Here is a 14,504-nt window from a genome sequence, read left to right as displayed (position 1 = left end):
CGCTGATATGAGTGAGCGCTCATATTTTTCAGAGATTCACGGCTGGCAAGCCTTGCCAGGGCTACGTGGGTACGAGAATACGTTCGTGGGAACACTGCCCGAAGATGCATTTGAATCTTCCGGAGTTTTTGTCCGCGAATACTACGAACCGGCCCACTCGGAGGTGCAGCTTCTCCGGTTCAACAATTTCCTCGTGACGAGGCTCCGAACGCGTCCCGTCGTTCTGGAATGGCCTCGCACACGTCTGCCCGCAAGACGGCGATTCGCATTCGTCCTCGTCAACCAAGGCGAAGTCGCGTTCGCTGGTGACAGCCTGAAGGGCACCCCAAGCGCCACAGGTGTTGGCATGGCGCTCCCGGGGCACGAGCCACTCACCATTGAGGTGGTCGGCGTCACGGAGATGATCCTCTTCACGTTCGACCAGGACGAGATCTCGCCGTTGCAGGCGAATCGGGTTCCCAATGTGACGGACGTTTCCAGTTCACCACTCTTCACGGCGACCTATCACTTCCTGAGCAGGCTCCTCAGCCAGTCTCCCGACGCCGACCAGATGACAGCGAACTCCATTCGCGAGCTGCTTCGCTCCTTCGCCCGCGCACTTGTTGTGGAGTCGACCCGAGAGAACATCGAGGAACCGGATGATCTCTTCGAGCGCGTCAAGGAGCTGGTCAGCTCTCGGTCCTCCAACCTCGACTTCGGACCCCCGGAAATCGCGAGGGAGCTTGGCGTCTCGACGAGGTCGCTTCAGCGAGCCGCGGAAAGGCACGGAGCGAGCGTCGCCAAGATGCTGAGGTCAGCGCGAGCAGACCGGGCTCGGCATCTGCTCCTCACTCGACCGCAACTCAACCTCGATGTGGTCAGCAAGATGAGCGGGTTCAACTCCGTCGGATCGATGCGTCGTGCCCTGCTCAGCACCCACGGGATGACTCCGAAGGATGTGCGAGCGCCTGATGTCAGCGCACCTTCAGCTGATCCGCCTTCGGACCCGCCTGCTGACTTCGTGCTCTGACCGCGGGGCGGCGTGAGGCCGCCGGCTCCCTGCTCCGCGTGGTGACGGAGCAGGGAGCCGGCGGAAGAGGCTACTCCCAGCTGACCGTGACGACACCCGGGAGGCCGTAACCGCCGCTTGCGGTTGCTGATCCGGAACTGATGGTCGAGGTGAGCACGGCCGCGCCAGTGGTGCCGCCAACGTAGTTCGAGCCTGCGCCGCCGCCGCCGCCGGTTCCGGCCGGCCCCTGCGGGGAACTGGAGCCGTAATAGATGGCTCCGCCGCCGCCGCCGCCGAAGTAACCGCCACCACCCCCTCCGCCGGAGGCCCCGTCTCCGGTGCCGTAGGCGTCGCCGCCAGCGGAGCCGTTGCCGGGGTTCCCTGTGCCGAATCGGGTGGGGCTTCCGCCAGAGGGTGTCCCTCCCGCGCCACCGGCGGTGGCAGTGCCCGCACCGCCGCCTTCCGCCGCGGCCCCGCCTCCACGCGTTCCGCGTGTGCCGGCTGCAGGTGGATTTCCGCCACTGCCGCCAGCGCCAGCAACTGCCGTCTGCGCACCCGAGGCTATTTCGGAGCCGGCTCCACCACCACCGCCGGCGACGACCACGGGGCGCCCACTCAGCACGATCGCCGAGCTCCCGCCACCGTTTCCGCCATCGTTGTTCGGGTCTCCTGTGCGGGCTCCGCCGTAGGATCCGACGCTCCAGCCGTCAGTCCGGTTGCCCCTGAGGGTGCCCCGCCCTGCGCCCCCGCCTCCGGCGACAAGGGTGAGCGTTGTGGCGACACCACCGAGGTTCAGTGTCCCGGTGATGACTGCGCCTCCACCGCCGGACTTCGAGGTAGGCCCGCCGGCGCCGCCTCGAATGGTGTACGTGACGTTGCGGGCACCCGCAGGAATGTTGACCGTGAGGCGGCCTGCAGACGCTGCCGTTGCGTTGACAGTCGCCGTTCCAGGGTTTCCGGACGCTGCGCTGATTGGGGCAGCGACTGCGCCCAGGATCACGGGTGCCGACCATGCGGCCCCTGCCAGGAGCCCGCGGCGATCAAGCCCCGCTTTCTCCGCATCCTTCTCGTTGTCCATTTCTTCAATCCTCCAGGGGTGCGCTGATGATCGTTAGATTCCGTGACGAATCACTCGAGGGCGATCACAAGGTCGTGACCAGAAACTTCTGGCTTTTCGGGGGTCATCTGGTTTGTCGGGGTCAAAGAGCGCGAGTTCACGTCGCGCGGTTCCGGAACGCGTGGTTTCGGCGTCATGCGTCGTCTGCTGAAAAGGGGTCACCAGTCGTCGCATGTCGACATCAAGCTAGGTCCTGCCCAGTAATCACGCCCTGGCTGTCGCCACATGGAACAGCATTGTCGTGATATGGCTCAAGGTCGGACATCGATCATTTTTTCGGAGCAGCAGAGCGCGTTCCGAGATGGAAGAGCATCGCAACTGAGCCGACCGAGGGATGGAGCGCGAGGGACGCCAGCAGGAATGAGAGCCCGCTTCGGAAATGTGCGGCGCGGTGACCCCAGATCACCGCGCCGCACGGTGGGGTGCCGTGCACGCCATCCCCCGATAGCTCAGTCATCAGCACCCACATCGCTCACTGTAAGAGCACAATTCGCCGACCGAAGGCCCTGACGGAATCTAGAGCGAAACTGTCGCATTTCGAGACGTGAAGGTACTGGGGTGCCGGAGACTCCACGGATCCTCGTCGGGCCGCTTGGTCCAGTCGGTCATGATGGTCACCACCAAGATCAACTCGTCATCCGTCGCGGAGTGTGGGTACACTTGCCCGTCTTTAGCCCCATTGAGCCCCCGGGGATATCTGCCACCGAGGTGCGCGCGTCAAACCCGCGGTCGAGATGACTGCGCGTCACGAGTAGTTTTCGCGACGCTCCGTATCCCGGTCACGCGCCCATTCCATCGGAGGAGCGGCAGCCCACGGTGCTCACTGGCGTCTGATTTCTCTTAGCGGATTCGGCCGATTGGCCCGACTCGAACGATCGGAGCAGCATTGGATTCCGCACATGTTGTGGGTCTCGAGAACGATGAGGCACTGCAGTGGCTGCAAGAGCAGGGGTGGGAAGTTCGAGTTGTCGGCACGAAGGTCCGTGTCCACGCGGACATCATCGGGACCCCAGCCTTCACTCTGGGACGCATCTGGCAAACCGCGACGGGAGTTGACCCGGGATCTGGCTCCTACAATCCGGATCTTGTTTATGTGAATTTCGTCCTGACGGGTCATCTCATGGTTCAGAGCGCTGGCGGGCCGATGAGGAAGGTCGCTGCACCGCACTTCTACACGCATTCAGCACGTCGGCCGGCGAGCGTCTCGTCGACGGAGCCTCATTCGTGCCTGTTCATCGCGATTCCCAGGGAGCGCCTCGCGGAACTTCCATGGGTCGAGAGTCAGGCGCCAGGCCCGTTCGTGACGGAAAATGCTTTCCGGAGAGTCTTCATCGCGGCGGCAAACGCTTCGCTGGACGCGAAGATTCAAGAGCGGCAGCATGGCTTCAGCTACTGGAGGCGTGGAGTCGAAGAGCTGCTGCTCGCTGCGCTCACGGAGACCAGAGTTCATGAGGATGTGAAAGTCAGTTCACCGCGAGACCAGCATCTCGCGCGTGCTCACCTGCTGATCGAGGAAAACTACCGGGATGCGGGCTTCTCGACCCAAGAGCTCGCGCGCGCTCTGAATATCTCCATCTCGCAGTTGCACCGCATATTCGCGGCCGAGGGGAAAACGGCAGGGGCAACTCTTCGAGCCAGGCGGGTGCATCGGGCCCGCACTCTTCTCGGTATGAGTGCGAACTCGAAATCCGAACTTCTCGGAATCGCACAGGAAAGTGGATTCCGATCCGTGCGAACCATGCGTCGACTCCTGAGAGAGGAAGATGCGGAGCGCTCGTCTGGTGACGCCTGATTCCAGAAAGGCGGACGACGGGCCAAAGGCCCGACGTCGGTTGCTCAGACCAGCTTCCTGATCTCGGTGACCGTCCGCAGCAGATGCGGCACGATGTCCTGGATCTTCTCCGGCGTCATCTCGTGCTCGAGGCCCGAGGTGCTGACGCCTCCGATGACGGAGCCATCCGCGGATCGGAGGGCTGCGCCGACGCATCGGATCCCGAGCTCGTTCTCCTGGTCGTCGATCGCCCATCCGCGCTCGGAGACGACGCGAAGCTGCGCCTGGAGCTCCCGCTTCGACACGATGGAGTGGACCGTCCGTCTCGTGAGCTCAGCTGACATCAGCAGTTCGGAACTCAGCTCGGGGGAGAGGGCGGCGAGGATCGATTTGCCGATGGCTGTGGACCACAGCGGGATGGTGTCTCCGACGCGTGAGCGCATCTGGTAAGCAGCCGGTCCGTCGATCTTGGCGACGTACATGAGCGTCGTCTGCCGGAACCGCGCCATGTGCACCGTGCAGCCCACCTCGTCGCGAAGTCGCTGGAGCAGCGGGAGGGCTTTCTGCGTCGCGCGTTCGTCGCGCTGCACGCTCGCAGCGAAGAGGTGCGTGCGGGCTCCCGGGCGGTAGGTGCGGTCTGCGCCGTGCTCGATCCAGTCATGCTCGACGAGGTCGCTGAGCACTCGGTGCACGGTGCTGACGGAGAGACCTGTCGCGGTCGCGAGGTCGGAGATGCGATGGTGCTCGGAGACGGCCTCCATGAGCGTGAGGCCCTTCATCAGGGCAGAGAGCGGGGGCTCCGAGTTCTCGGGCGATGGTGTCATGTCCTCATCCAATCGCGGCCGCTTGAGATTCCGCACTCCATCGAGTGGGCGACGGCGGCCGGGACGCGCTGTCGATTCGACTCTTCCTTGAGTCAGGTCAGTAGTTCGCACCCTAGCCTAGTTTCCGCTCTACAGAAAGTGCTTTCCATAGAGCCGAAAACTTGTAGTATCGCCACCATCGACGCAGAGAGGCGTCGGCTCCCCGGGTCGGGGGATTGACATCAAGGAGGATGTAATGACTACGAGAAGGCACAACGCAAAGGTGGCGCTCGCGCTGGCCGTCGGCGTCACCGTTGGCCTCACGGGGTGCGCCCCCGGAGAGGTCGTCAGCGGCGACGGCGGTGCAAGCGGGCCGTTGGAAGTCCAGGAGATCAACCCGGCAGACTTCGCCGGCGAGTCGCTGAGCTACGTCTACTTCACCGACGGTCCCGACGAGGCGGCAACACGCGACCTCATCGCATCGTTCGAGGAAGAGTACGACGTCACCGTGAACCTCGAGATCCTCCCGTACGCGGACCTCGTCACGTCCGTGCAGGCGCGGCTCTCGGGAGGCAACGCGCCCGACGTCGTGCGCCTCACGGGCCTCGGCGACTTCCAGAACGACCTCCTCGATCTGCGCACGTATCTCGGCGAGGACTACGCGTCCGAGTTCGTCGACGGCCCGGTCTCCGGTGCCACGACCGACGACGGGCAGCTCATCGCGGTCCCATCCGACCTCACCCTCAACGGTCCGTTCATCAACACCGACCTCTTCGAGCAGGCCGGCGTCCCGCTCCCCGATTCGAACGATCCATGGACCTGGGACGAGATGATCGACGCGGCCACGAAGGTCCAGACGGCGACAGGCACCGAGTACGCGTTCGCCATGGACAAGTCGGGGCACCGACTCTCCACTGTGCTCAGCCAGTACGGCACCGCACTCGTCGGCGACGGCGAGGTCGTCCTCGACGAGGCGAAGGCCGAAGCCGCCTTGCAGCCGCTCGTCGACATGATGGCCGACGGCCGCATGCCCCGCGACTTCTGGCTCGGCTCAGGCACTCGATACGAGGGTGCGAACGAGATCTTCCTCGCGCAGGACACCCCCGTCTACCTGTCCGGCAACTGGCAGGTCGGCCAGTTCGCCGCCAACGCGGACTTCAACTGGGCAGCAGCCCCCAATCCCTGCGCTGAAGAGTGCGGCGGATTCCCTGGCGGCAAGTACATGGCTGCGCTGAAGGAAGGCCCCAACCCGGCGCTCGCCGCGTTCTTCGTCCAGTACATGAACACCGCGGAGTCGCAGGAGAAGTTCGTCGCAGCAGGCGGGTTCCTCCCCACCCGCGCGGACCTCACGGAGCAGGGCGTCACCTACCCGGACCGTCAGGCCGACATGGACACGTTCCAGGCTGACCTCGCCCGCACTCCGGACCTCGGCTACGCCGCGAACGGCGACGTCGCCTTCAACGGCAGCGCCCTCGAGCTCGTCGACCAGCTCTCCCGAGTCGTCGCCGGCGAGAAGGACCTCAAGACCGCGGTCGCAGACGTCAAGTCCAACGCGCAGTCGCTCGTGGAGGAGCTGCACAAATGACGTCAGAGCGCACGGTCGCTCGGCGGAAGGTGATCGGGGGCAAGTCTCGGAAGCCCTTCAGCCTACGCTCGGCGCCGTACCTGTTCCTCCTGCCCAACATGGCGATCTTCGGGCTGTTCACGATCTGGCCCGCCATCAACGGCTTCAACATCTCGATGTACTCGTCGTCGAACGGACGCACCTTCGCGTGGGAGGGGCTCGGCAACTACCAGACGATCCTCTCCGACACGGAGTTCTGGGGGATCGTCTGGCAGACCGTGGTCTACGCGGTGGCCTTCGTGCTCCTCTCCGTGGTCCTCGGCACGCTGCTCGCCGTCCTCGTCGAGCAGCAGCGGAGGGGGCGCTCCTTCTTCCGGGCGGTCTTCTTCATCCCGGTCCTCATCTCACCTGTGGTCGCGGGCCTCGTGTGGAACTGGATGCTGGAGCGTCAGGGGGGAATCGTCAACGCGTTCCTCGGCCTCTTCGGCGTCGCCCCGGTCCCGTGGCTCGTCGAGGGCCCGCTTGCCATGCTCTCGGTGATCGTCGTGGGGACCTGGATGCAGGTGGGCTTCTACATGCTCATCCTGCTCGCAGGCCTCCAGAGCATCGACCCGTCGCTGTACGAGGCGGCGCAGCTCGATGGCGCCTCCAGATGGAAGCAGTTCACGAACGTCACGCTGCCCCTGCTGCAGCCGAGCATCCTGGTCGTCGTCGTGCTCGCCACGATCCACGGCTTCCAGGCGTTCGACTTCATCTACACCCTCACGGGCGGTGGACCGGTCGGCGCGACCACCCTCATCGTCCAGTACATCTACGAGAACGGCTTCGTGTCGCCGATCCGCTACGGGCTCGCCTCTGCGGGGAGCGTGCTGCTCTTCATCGTCATCTTCACGATCACCATCGTGAATTACCTGATCGGACGAAAGCGGGACGCGGTATGACCACCGAGACGGCAAGCAATTTCATCGCCACGCAGGAACCGCGCCGGAGCTGGACCTCCACTGGGTCGAAGAAAGTCACCTCGACGGACGCACTGCGCGTCGTCATCCTGGTCACGGCGACGCTCGTGGCGCTCATCCCGATCGTCTGGCTCGTCCTCGGCTCGTTCAAGTCGCCCGCCGAACTGGCGATGCGGCCACCCGCGCTGCTGCCAGAGACCTGGGGGTTCGGCAACTACACGGAAGCCCTCTCGCGGTTCAACTTCGCCGGGTACTTCCTGAACAGCGTCGTGGTCACGATCGGGGCGACCGTGCTCACGCTTTCCGTCAACTCGATGGCGGCGTACGCACTCGCGAAGTACAACTTCCGGGGGAAGAACTTCCTGTTCATCCTCACCCTGGCGACCATCATGATCCCGCTGCAGGTGATCCTGATCCCCGTCTACCAGGTCGTCGCATCCATGGGACTCGTGAACACGCTCTGGGGCCTCATCATCCCTGCAGCAGCGACGCCGACGGGGGTGTTCATCCTCCGCCAGTACATGCTGTCGATCCCCGACGAGCTCATCGAGGCGGCGCGGATGGACGGCGCGGGCGAGTTCCGCATCTTCGCCACCATCGTGCTGCCGATGTGCCGGCCCGCGCTCGCGGTCGTCGCGATCCTGTCGGTCATGTGGAGGTGGAACGACTTCCTGTGGCCGCTCGTCGTGGCGCAGAGCGAATCGGTCTACACGCTGCCGGTGGCACTCGCCCGATTCACGGCAGAGGAGACGGTCCCGTTCAACCTCATCATCGCGATGAGCGTGGTCAGCATCGTCCCCGTCATCATCCTCTTCCTGTTCTTCCAGAAGCAGGTCACGACGGGTATCGCGAACACGGGCCTCAAGTAGCCCGTCACTCACCATCGATCTTGGACAAGGAAACACACGGAGCATGAGTTCTTCACTCACAGTCACCAACCGGACCGTTCACCTCGCCGACGCAGACGGCACGATCAGGGATTGGCTGGTCTCACCGGCCTGGGCAAGCAGCTGCGACGACCTCGACGCGTTTCTCTCCGAAGACGGGGAACCGTGGGGAGATGGCAGATGGGTGCTGACGAACGGGCCAGACGTCGGCGAGCTGAAGCAGCGGCTGTACGCCGCGCACCAGCTCGACGAAGCACAGGACCTCCCGGAGGTCATCGAGGGCGGCCCGGTCAGCTGGGCCGCCAACGGGCAGAGCTCGAGCGCCGAGTGGGCGCGCGTGCACACCCCGGCCGACGGCTTCGTCGACTGGTCGGCGTTCTGCTTCACCCCGGAGTACCGGGCGTCCCTCGCGGCCACGGCGGTGGAGGTCGACCAGAGCGAGTGGCGGACGATCGAGGTGCACACGACGGGCCCGTTCGTCCTCTGGGTGGGAGGCGAAGTCGTCCTGCGGGGCGATCAGGTCTCCTACATGGAGCCGCTCACCTCCTCGGTACGGGTGCGTCTGCCATCGGGGGTCACGCCGCTGCACCTGGCGACCTGGCAGGTCGCATTCCGGGAGTGCAGGCACATCGTGCGCGTCCGGGTCGAGGGGCTGCCGGTTCGCGTGGTCATCCCCTCGCCCGGTGCCGACGAGCACGCCGGCCGTCTCGCAGAGCAGGTGCTGAATCGGGTCGCGTCCACGAGCTGGGCACTGGAGGGGCCGGTCGCCGCCTTCTCCGCACCGCGCGGTGTGCGGTTCCGTGTCCGAACGAGCGACCACGAGGACTGGCAGCTCGTGGAAGCGGACGAGCAGGGCAAGGTCCGCTTCCGCGTCGGCGGGGTCGCCGAGGAAGACGCCTTCGCGGAAGGCGACGCAGCCTCAGCAGGCGCCTCCATGCTGAGCACGGGGGAGAGCATCGTGCAGATCGGGCTCGATGACCCCAGGTGCCCGCAGCTTCGTCGCATCCGAGTCGCCGTCGTTCCGCCGGACAGCAGGGAACAACCCCACGGCGATCCTGCGCTGTGGCGTGACGAGGTGCTCCGCTTCGTAGCTGGCCTCGAGGACGACACCCCCACCGAGGCCGGGCTCGCCGGCCTCCTCGCTCGCCACGAGCTGCTCGGCGACGTGCGCGTCGAGCCTTCTGACCTCGCGTCTGCGCTGCACCGGGTCGAGACGCGCGGCGACTGCGCCGACTTCGAGGTGCTCTCGATGCTGCTCGCCTGGCACCGGGTGCCGAGCGATGCCTGGTCCGTCGGGCTGCGCGACCGAGTGCGGGGCGCCGTGACAGGCATGAAGTACTGGATCACCCAACCCGGCCTCGACGCCATGTGCTACTTCACGGAGAACCACCAGTTCGTCTGGCACGTCGCAGAGCTGCTCGCCGGGGAGACCTTCCCAGACGAGGTCTTCTCCGTCGACGGGCGAACGGGCGCCGAGCATGCGGACGAGGCGCGCATCCGCGCCGCCGGGTGGCTCGACCGCAAGCTGTCCGGCGGGTTCAGCGAGTTCGACTCGAACGCGTACCTCGCCATCGACAGCTACGCCCTCTGCATGCTGATCGAGCTCGGGATCGACGACCGCCTCACCGAGGCCTCGCGTGTGCTCCTCGACAAGGTGCTCTTCACACTCGCCTGCAACTCGTGGCGCGGCACGCACGGAGCGGCGCACGGGCGCTCCTACGTGCACACGCTGCGCAGCTCGCGCTTCGAGGAGACCTCGCCCATCCTGCGCCTGCTCGCCGGAGTCGGCAGCCTCAACGACGCCGTGCTGCCGGTGACCACGCTCGCGATCTCGCGGAAGTACGCCGTGCCGGCCATCATCCGCAAGCTCGCCGGGGAGCCGCCCCGCGAATGGTGGGGCACCCAGGTCTACCGCGGGAAGCTGGCGTTCGAACGGGACCTCCTCACCAGGCCGTACCGCTCAGACCTCCGCGTCTGGAAGACCCCGGACGTGATGCTCTCGAGCGTGCAGGACTACCGAGCCGGGCTGCCCGGCCTCCAGGAGCACATCTGGGGAGCCACGCTCGCCCGCGAGTTCCAGATCTTCGTCACGCATCCCGCGAACGCGGATACGGGGTCGTCGGCGAGGCCCAACGCGTGGGCCGGCCACCGAGTCCTCCCGCGCGTGCATCAGCACCGGAACGTGGTCGTCCATCTCCAGCGATTCACGAGCAGCGACCCCATCACGAGAACGCACCTCTGGCTGCCGTCCGAGCAGGCGGACGAGCTCGTCGTCGGCGGCGAGTGGATCGCCGTCCGGCGCGGGGACGGATACGTCGCCATCGCGACTCCCGGCGGCGTGCGCCCCATCGCGACCGGTGAAACCGCTCAGCAGGAGTGGATACCGGCCGAACACGGCGCGGTCTGGGTCGCCGTCGCCGGACGGAAGGAGTCGGACGGCGACTTCCAGACGTGGGCCGCCGGCCTGCGATCCGCGACCCTCGACTGGAACCCGAGCGGCGCCGATGACCCCGGCGTCCGGTTCCAGCTGGGATCCGGACCGAAGCTGGACGTGACCTTCTCGAGCGCGCTGCTCGTCGACGACGTGCCAGAGGGCTTCAGCGACGGCACCATCGTCGAGGAAGAGCACCTCCAGAACCCGGCGACGCGCAGCGCGTTCGGTGACGCCGAGATCATCGCGGAATGGGACGGCGAGCGGCTCCAGCTGCCCGTCGAGCGCGTCCGTCAGGGGCTCGCGCAGATCGGCGGTGACGCACATGGCCGGTGAGGACACCTCCTCGGCGGACCTCGCTCCGCCGCCGCTGCCGCCATTGGCGAAGGCCGCGGTCGGAACCGGATTCGCCGAGCTCGAGGGCGATCTCCTGCGCGGCACCCTCGCCATGGGCGTCGACAGATGGTTCTGGGGCGAGGGGGTCTGCCTCCTCGCGACGTGGCGCGCCGCCGAAGCTCGCGGGTCGACACCCCCGCAGCTCGTGCTCGACTACATGGGACGCCACGCGACGCGTCTCCCCGTGCTCGAGCACGTCAACAACATGGCACCGGCCGCCACGGCAGCCGAACTGCTGCGCGCATCCGGTGATCCAGGTGCTCGACGCCTCGTCGATGCCTGCCTGGCCTGGTACCAGGACGCACCGGAAGCGACCAGGGCCTCGAACGGCGCGCTCGAGCACTGGCCGGGCGGAGTCTGGGCTGACACCGTGTACATGGCTGGCGAGTTCCTCCTGCGAGCCGGGCGCGCGCTCGAACGCCCCGAGCTCACGCGGGAGGCGGTTCAGCAGTGGCTCGCCCATGCCGAGCAGCTGCAGGACACGAGCACGGGCCTCTTCGCCCACGGCACCAACCAGGGAACACGGATCGACTGCTTCTGGGGGCGCGCCAACGCGTGGATCGCGCTCGCGGGTGCGGACCTGCTGCACCTCGCAGGCGACGATCCGGCCATCGGCGAGGTCCGGGAACGACTCGCCGTGCAGCTCCAGACCCTCGCTGCGCTCCAACCGGACCATGGCGTCTGGGACGTCCTCGTGGACGGCCCCATCGAGACCAGAGGAATCCTCGAGACGTCCGCGGCGGCCGGGATCGGGGCCGCGCTGCTCCGTGGAAGCGCGCTCCTCGAGCAACAGCTGCCAGTCGCCGACCGGCCCCTGCGGCGAGCCGGCGAGCGCGCTGTCCTCGGTTCGCTGGCCTACGTCGACGACGGTCGACTCACCCGAGTGAGCGCTGGAACCGTGCTCCAGCTCATCCCCTTCGGCTACTCCGTGATCCGAGACGACCGCGTCCAGCCGTGGGGACAGGGCCTCGCCCTGGAAGCGATCGCCGCCTGGAACGAGACGACAGCACCATCATCATCAGCCCCCGAACCAGAGGAGCACTCATGACCATCACCAAGTACGCCCACAGCCCCAACGCCGTCGCAGCGATGAAGACCGACGAGCTGCGTTCCTCGTTCCTCATGGAGGAGCTGTTCGCCGCGGGTGAGGCGCGAAGCGTCTACCTGCACCACGATCGGATCCTCGCGTTCGGCGTCGTGCCGCTCGACGAACCACTCGAGCTGCCCACGCCCGACCAGGTGCGTGCCGAGTTCGTCCTGCAGCGCCGCGAGGCCGGTGTCATCAACGTCGGCGGACCGGGCACCGTGCACGTCGGCGGCGAGGCCCACGAGCTCGCGCACGTCGGCACGATGTATCTCGGACGCGGGGAACGCGAAGTGCGGTTCTCCTCGGCCGACCCAGCGAACCCGGCCGCGTTCTACGTGTTCACCGCGACCTCGCACCAGGACCTCCCGACGACCAAGATCACGCCGGACATGACCAACGTCGTCGAGCTCGGCGACCCCGAGAACGCCAACCGCCGCACACTGAACCAGTGCATCTACGAGGGCGGGACCCGCAGCTCGCAGATCGCGTTCGGGTTCACGCAGGTTCACTCGGGCAGCGCCTGGAACACCCTCCCAGCGCACACGCACGACCGACGAACGGAGTGCTACCTGTACTTCGATCTCGCGCCGGAGCACCGGGTCTTCCACGTCATGGGGGAGCCGCAGGAGACCAGGCACCTCGTCGTGTCGAACCGTCAGCTCGTGGTCTCGCCGAGCTGGTCGGTGCACTTCGGTGCGGGTACCGGCCCGTACACGTTCGTGTGGGCGACCGCGGGCGAGAACACCACCTACAACGACATGGACCCCGTCGACACCACGCTGGTGCGGTGAGCAGAGCGAGCCCTGCCGTCGGATGACGGCAGGGCTCGCTGCCCTGGTGAGACAGGATCGACGTGTCCCTCTCGCCTGATCGTCTAGGTTTATCCGGATGATGATGATGTCGAGGTGGGCAGCGAGTGTGCTCCTCGTGTCGGTTCTCGCGGGGATCCTCGCGGCAGTGTTCGCCGCCATGCGGTCCGACTGGGCGACTGGGCTCGCAGCGCTCGTCGCGCTCGCGGCCGCATGGGCCTCGATCTGGCTGGTGCTGCGCGAGCATGCGCGCGACCGTGCGCGGCTCGAGGAGGTCACCGAGCTCAGCACGAGGCGGGCTGACCAGGCATCGGTGCTGAGCCACGAGCTCCGCACGCCGCTCGCAGTCATCCAGGGGGCCGGGGAGCTCCTCGCGGAGGAGAAGGCTGGCCCGCTCACGGAGAAGCAGGCCGTGTTCGTGCATCGCATCGTCGACAACGCCGTTCGGATGCACAACTTCTCGGAGCAACTGCTCACGAGGGCCCGCCTCGAGGCCGGCCTCGTGTCGATCGAGCGCTCTCGGGTCGATCTCAGAGTGCTGTTCAGGGGCGTCGTCGAGGAGCTGTCGGAGATCTCCGATGTCACGGTCGTGCTGGATGCCCCTGGCGCCCCGGTCAGCGCATTCGTCGACCCGCAGCTCACGAGGCAGGTCATCACGAACCTCGTGAACAACGCGGCGAGGAGCGAGTCGGCGGGCGGTCGCGTGGAAGTGCGTATCGTTCCTGGGGACGACGAGGTCATGATCTCGGTCAGCGACGGAGGGACGGGGATGACGGAGACGCAGCGGGAACGCCTGTTCAGCCGGTTCTCGAGCGGCCGCCCGCTCGGCAACGGCACCGGCATCGGGCTCTTCATCTCGCAGCAGTTCGTGGAGCTGCAGGGTGGCCGCATCCACGTCGACACGATCTCGGGAAAAGGGACGACGATGATGTTCACGCTGCCGCTTGCCGACCCAGCCGTCGCGAGGCGTCGACGATGACGGCGCCCCACAGTCTCGCGTTCGTCGTCGACGACGAACCGGCGATGCTCGACATCGTCACGTTCGCGCTGGAGACGCAGGGGTTCACGACGGAGTCGTTCCGCTCGGCAGAGACCGCGTGGACGGCCCTCGAACGCTCACGCCCGGACCTCGTGGTGCTCGACATCATGCTGCCGGGCATCTCGGGCATCTCGCTGTGCCAGCGCATCAAGTCCCGCTGGGACCTGCCGGTGATCCTCGTGACCGCGAAGGGCGAGGTCTCCGACCGGATCGCGGGGCTGGAGGCGGAGGCCGACGACTACGTCGCGAAGCCGTTCCACCCGCGCGAGCTGGCACTCAGGGCGCAGCGGCTCGTGCGGCGGCCGGAGTCGTCGCGTGCCGTCGTGACCTCGGGGGTCCGCCTCGAGCTCGACCCCGCGAGCCACGATGTCATCGTCGCCGCGGAGCGGGTCTCGCTCACCAACACCGAGTACAAGCTCCTCGCCGCCCTCATGGCGCATCCGAACTCACCGCTCGACTTCTCGCAGCTCCTCCTCATGTGCTGGGGCGAGTACGACCGCCACGGGGACCGGGAGATGATCAAGGCCGCGGTCTATCGGATGCGGCACAAGCTCGAGGCGGCCGTCACGGGAAGCGCGGCGGCGATCGAGAGCGTGCGGGGCACCGGCTACCTGCTCCGCGCCGACCGCACCTGAGCCTCGTCCGTCACCAGG

The 14,504-nt window shown here is 66.6% G+C and carries 12 protein-coding genes; 10 read left to right on the top strand and 2 right to left on the bottom strand.

The window, feature by feature from the left end:
• Positions 1–7 precede the first annotated feature (7 nt).
• Entirely contained in the window at positions 8–1,009 is a 1,002-nt protein-coding gene (locus C5E05_RS05690) for a helix-turn-helix domain-containing protein (RefSeq protein WP_104242412.1), read from the top strand.
• 70 nt (positions 1,010–1,079) lie between these two features.
• Here C5E05_RS05690 and C5E05_RS20630 read toward each other — a convergent pair whose 3' ends face one another.
• Positions 1,080–2,066 (bottom strand): hypothetical protein, encoded by a 987-nt coding sequence (locus tag C5E05_RS20630; protein ID WP_104341358.1) that lies wholly within the window; start codon positions 2,064–2,066, stop codon positions 1,080–1,082.
• A gap of 925 nt (positions 2,067–2,991) precedes the next feature.
• Here C5E05_RS20630 and C5E05_RS05680 point away from each other — a divergent pair.
• A complete protein-coding gene (locus tag C5E05_RS05680) occupies positions 2,992–3,897 on the top strand; it encodes a helix-turn-helix domain-containing protein (RefSeq protein WP_146081039.1) in 906 nt (301 codons plus the stop codon).
• A 44-nt stretch (positions 3,898–3,941) separates the two neighbouring features.
• Here C5E05_RS05680 and C5E05_RS05675 read toward each other — a convergent pair whose 3' ends face one another.
• Positions 3,942–4,700, bottom strand: coding sequence for an IclR family transcriptional regulator (locus tag C5E05_RS05675; RefSeq protein WP_104307113.1), 759 nt, complete (start codon positions 4,698–4,700; stop codon positions 3,942–3,944).
• Between the two features lie 235 nt (positions 4,701–4,935).
• Between C5E05_RS05675 and C5E05_RS05670 the strand changes: the two genes are divergently transcribed.
• From C5E05_RS05670 to C5E05_RS05635, 8 genes are all read left to right on the top strand, one after another.
• Positions 4,936–6,264 carry an ABC transporter substrate-binding protein gene (locus C5E05_RS05670; RefSeq protein WP_104242405.1) on the top strand — a complete coding sequence of 443 codons (1,329 nt, stop codon included), beginning with the start codon at positions 4,936–4,938 and terminating at the stop codon, positions 6,262–6,264.
• Positions 6,261–7,184, top strand: a complete 924-nt coding sequence (locus C5E05_RS05665; protein WP_104242403.1) for a carbohydrate ABC transporter permease — start codon at positions 6,261–6,263, stop codon at positions 7,182–7,184. The genes C5E05_RS05670 and C5E05_RS05665 overlap by 4 nt, the downstream gene beginning before the upstream one ends.
• A complete protein-coding gene (locus tag C5E05_RS05660) occupies positions 7,181–8,071 on the top strand; it encodes a carbohydrate ABC transporter permease (RefSeq protein ID WP_104242401.1) in 891 nt (296 codons plus the stop codon). The genes C5E05_RS05665 and C5E05_RS05660 overlap by 4 nt, the downstream gene beginning before the upstream one ends.
• 43 nt (positions 8,072–8,114) lie before the next feature.
• Positions 8,115–10,856 carry a hypothetical protein gene (locus tag C5E05_RS05655; RefSeq protein WP_181059394.1) on the top strand — a complete coding sequence of 914 codons (2,742 nt, stop codon included), beginning with the start codon at positions 8,115–8,117 and terminating at the stop codon, positions 10,854–10,856.
• Complete coding sequence (locus tag C5E05_RS05650) at positions 10,846–11,964, top strand: glycoside hydrolase family 88 protein (protein ID WP_146081038.1); 1,119 nt, start codon at positions 10,846–10,848, stop codon at positions 11,962–11,964. Before C5E05_RS05655 ends, C5E05_RS05650 begins: the two co-directional genes overlap by 11 nt.
• A complete protein-coding gene (gene kduI, locus C5E05_RS05645; RefSeq protein ID WP_104242397.1) occupies positions 11,961–12,794 on the top strand; it encodes a 5-dehydro-4-deoxy-D-glucuronate isomerase in 834 nt (277 codons plus the stop codon). Before C5E05_RS05650 ends, kduI begins: the two co-directional genes overlap by 4 nt.
• 136 nt (positions 12,795–12,930) lie before the next feature.
• Positions 12,931–13,791 carry a sensor histidine kinase KdpD gene (locus tag C5E05_RS05640; RefSeq protein WP_181059393.1) on the top strand — a complete coding sequence of 287 codons (861 nt, stop codon included), beginning with the start codon at positions 12,931–12,933 and terminating at the stop codon, positions 13,789–13,791.
• Positions 13,788–14,486 carry a response regulator transcription factor gene (locus tag C5E05_RS05635; protein ID WP_104242393.1) on the top strand — a complete coding sequence of 233 codons (699 nt, stop codon included), beginning with the start codon at positions 13,788–13,790 and terminating at the stop codon, positions 14,484–14,486. Before C5E05_RS05640 ends, C5E05_RS05635 begins: the two co-directional genes overlap by 4 nt.
• The last annotated feature ends 18 nt before the right edge of the window (positions 14,487–14,504 follow it).

This window comes from Pseudoclavibacter sp. AY1H1 (assembly GCF_002931055.1).
Lineage (GTDB): Bacteria > Actinomycetota > Actinomycetes > Actinomycetales > Microbacteriaceae > Pseudoclavibacter.
This window is presented reverse-complemented; position numbering and strand designations above follow the sequence as displayed.

Excerpts from the sequence above, each read along its gene's own strand:
- C5E05_RS05670 (WP_104242405.1), top strand. The coding sequence starts at position 4,936 with ATGACTACGAGAAGGCACAACGCAAAGGTGGCGCTCGCGCTGGCCGTC.
- C5E05_RS05660 (WP_104242401.1), top strand. The coding sequence starts at position 7,181 with ATGACCACCGAGACGGCAAGCAATTTCATCGCCACGCAGGAACCGCGC.
- C5E05_RS05665 (WP_104242403.1), top strand. The coding sequence starts at position 6,261 with ATGACGTCAGAGCGCACGGTCGCTCGGCGGAAGGTGATCGGGGGCAAG.
- C5E05_RS05635 (WP_104242393.1), top strand. The coding sequence starts at position 13,788 with ATGACGGCGCCCCACAGTCTCGCGTTCGTCGTCGACGACGAACCGGCG.
- C5E05_RS20630 (WP_104341358.1), bottom strand. The coding sequence starts at position 2,066 with ATGGACAACGAGAAGGATGCGGAGAAAGCGGGGCTTGATCGCCGCGGG.
- C5E05_RS05655 (WP_181059394.1), top strand. The coding sequence starts at position 8,115 with ATGAGTTCTTCACTCACAGTCACCAACCGGACCGTTCACCTCGCCGAC.
- C5E05_RS05675 (WP_104307113.1), bottom strand. The coding sequence starts at position 4,700 with ATGACACCATCGCCCGAGAACTCGGAGCCCCCGCTCTCTGCCCTGATG.
- C5E05_RS05690 (WP_104242412.1), top strand. The coding sequence starts at position 8 with ATGAGTGAGCGCTCATATTTTTCAGAGATTCACGGCTGGCAAGCCTTG.
- kduI (WP_104242397.1), top strand. The coding sequence starts at position 11,961 with ATGACCATCACCAAGTACGCCCACAGCCCCAACGCCGTCGCAGCGATG.
- C5E05_RS05650 (WP_146081038.1), top strand. The coding sequence starts at position 10,846 with ATGGCCGGTGAGGACACCTCCTCGGCGGACCTCGCTCCGCCGCCGCTG.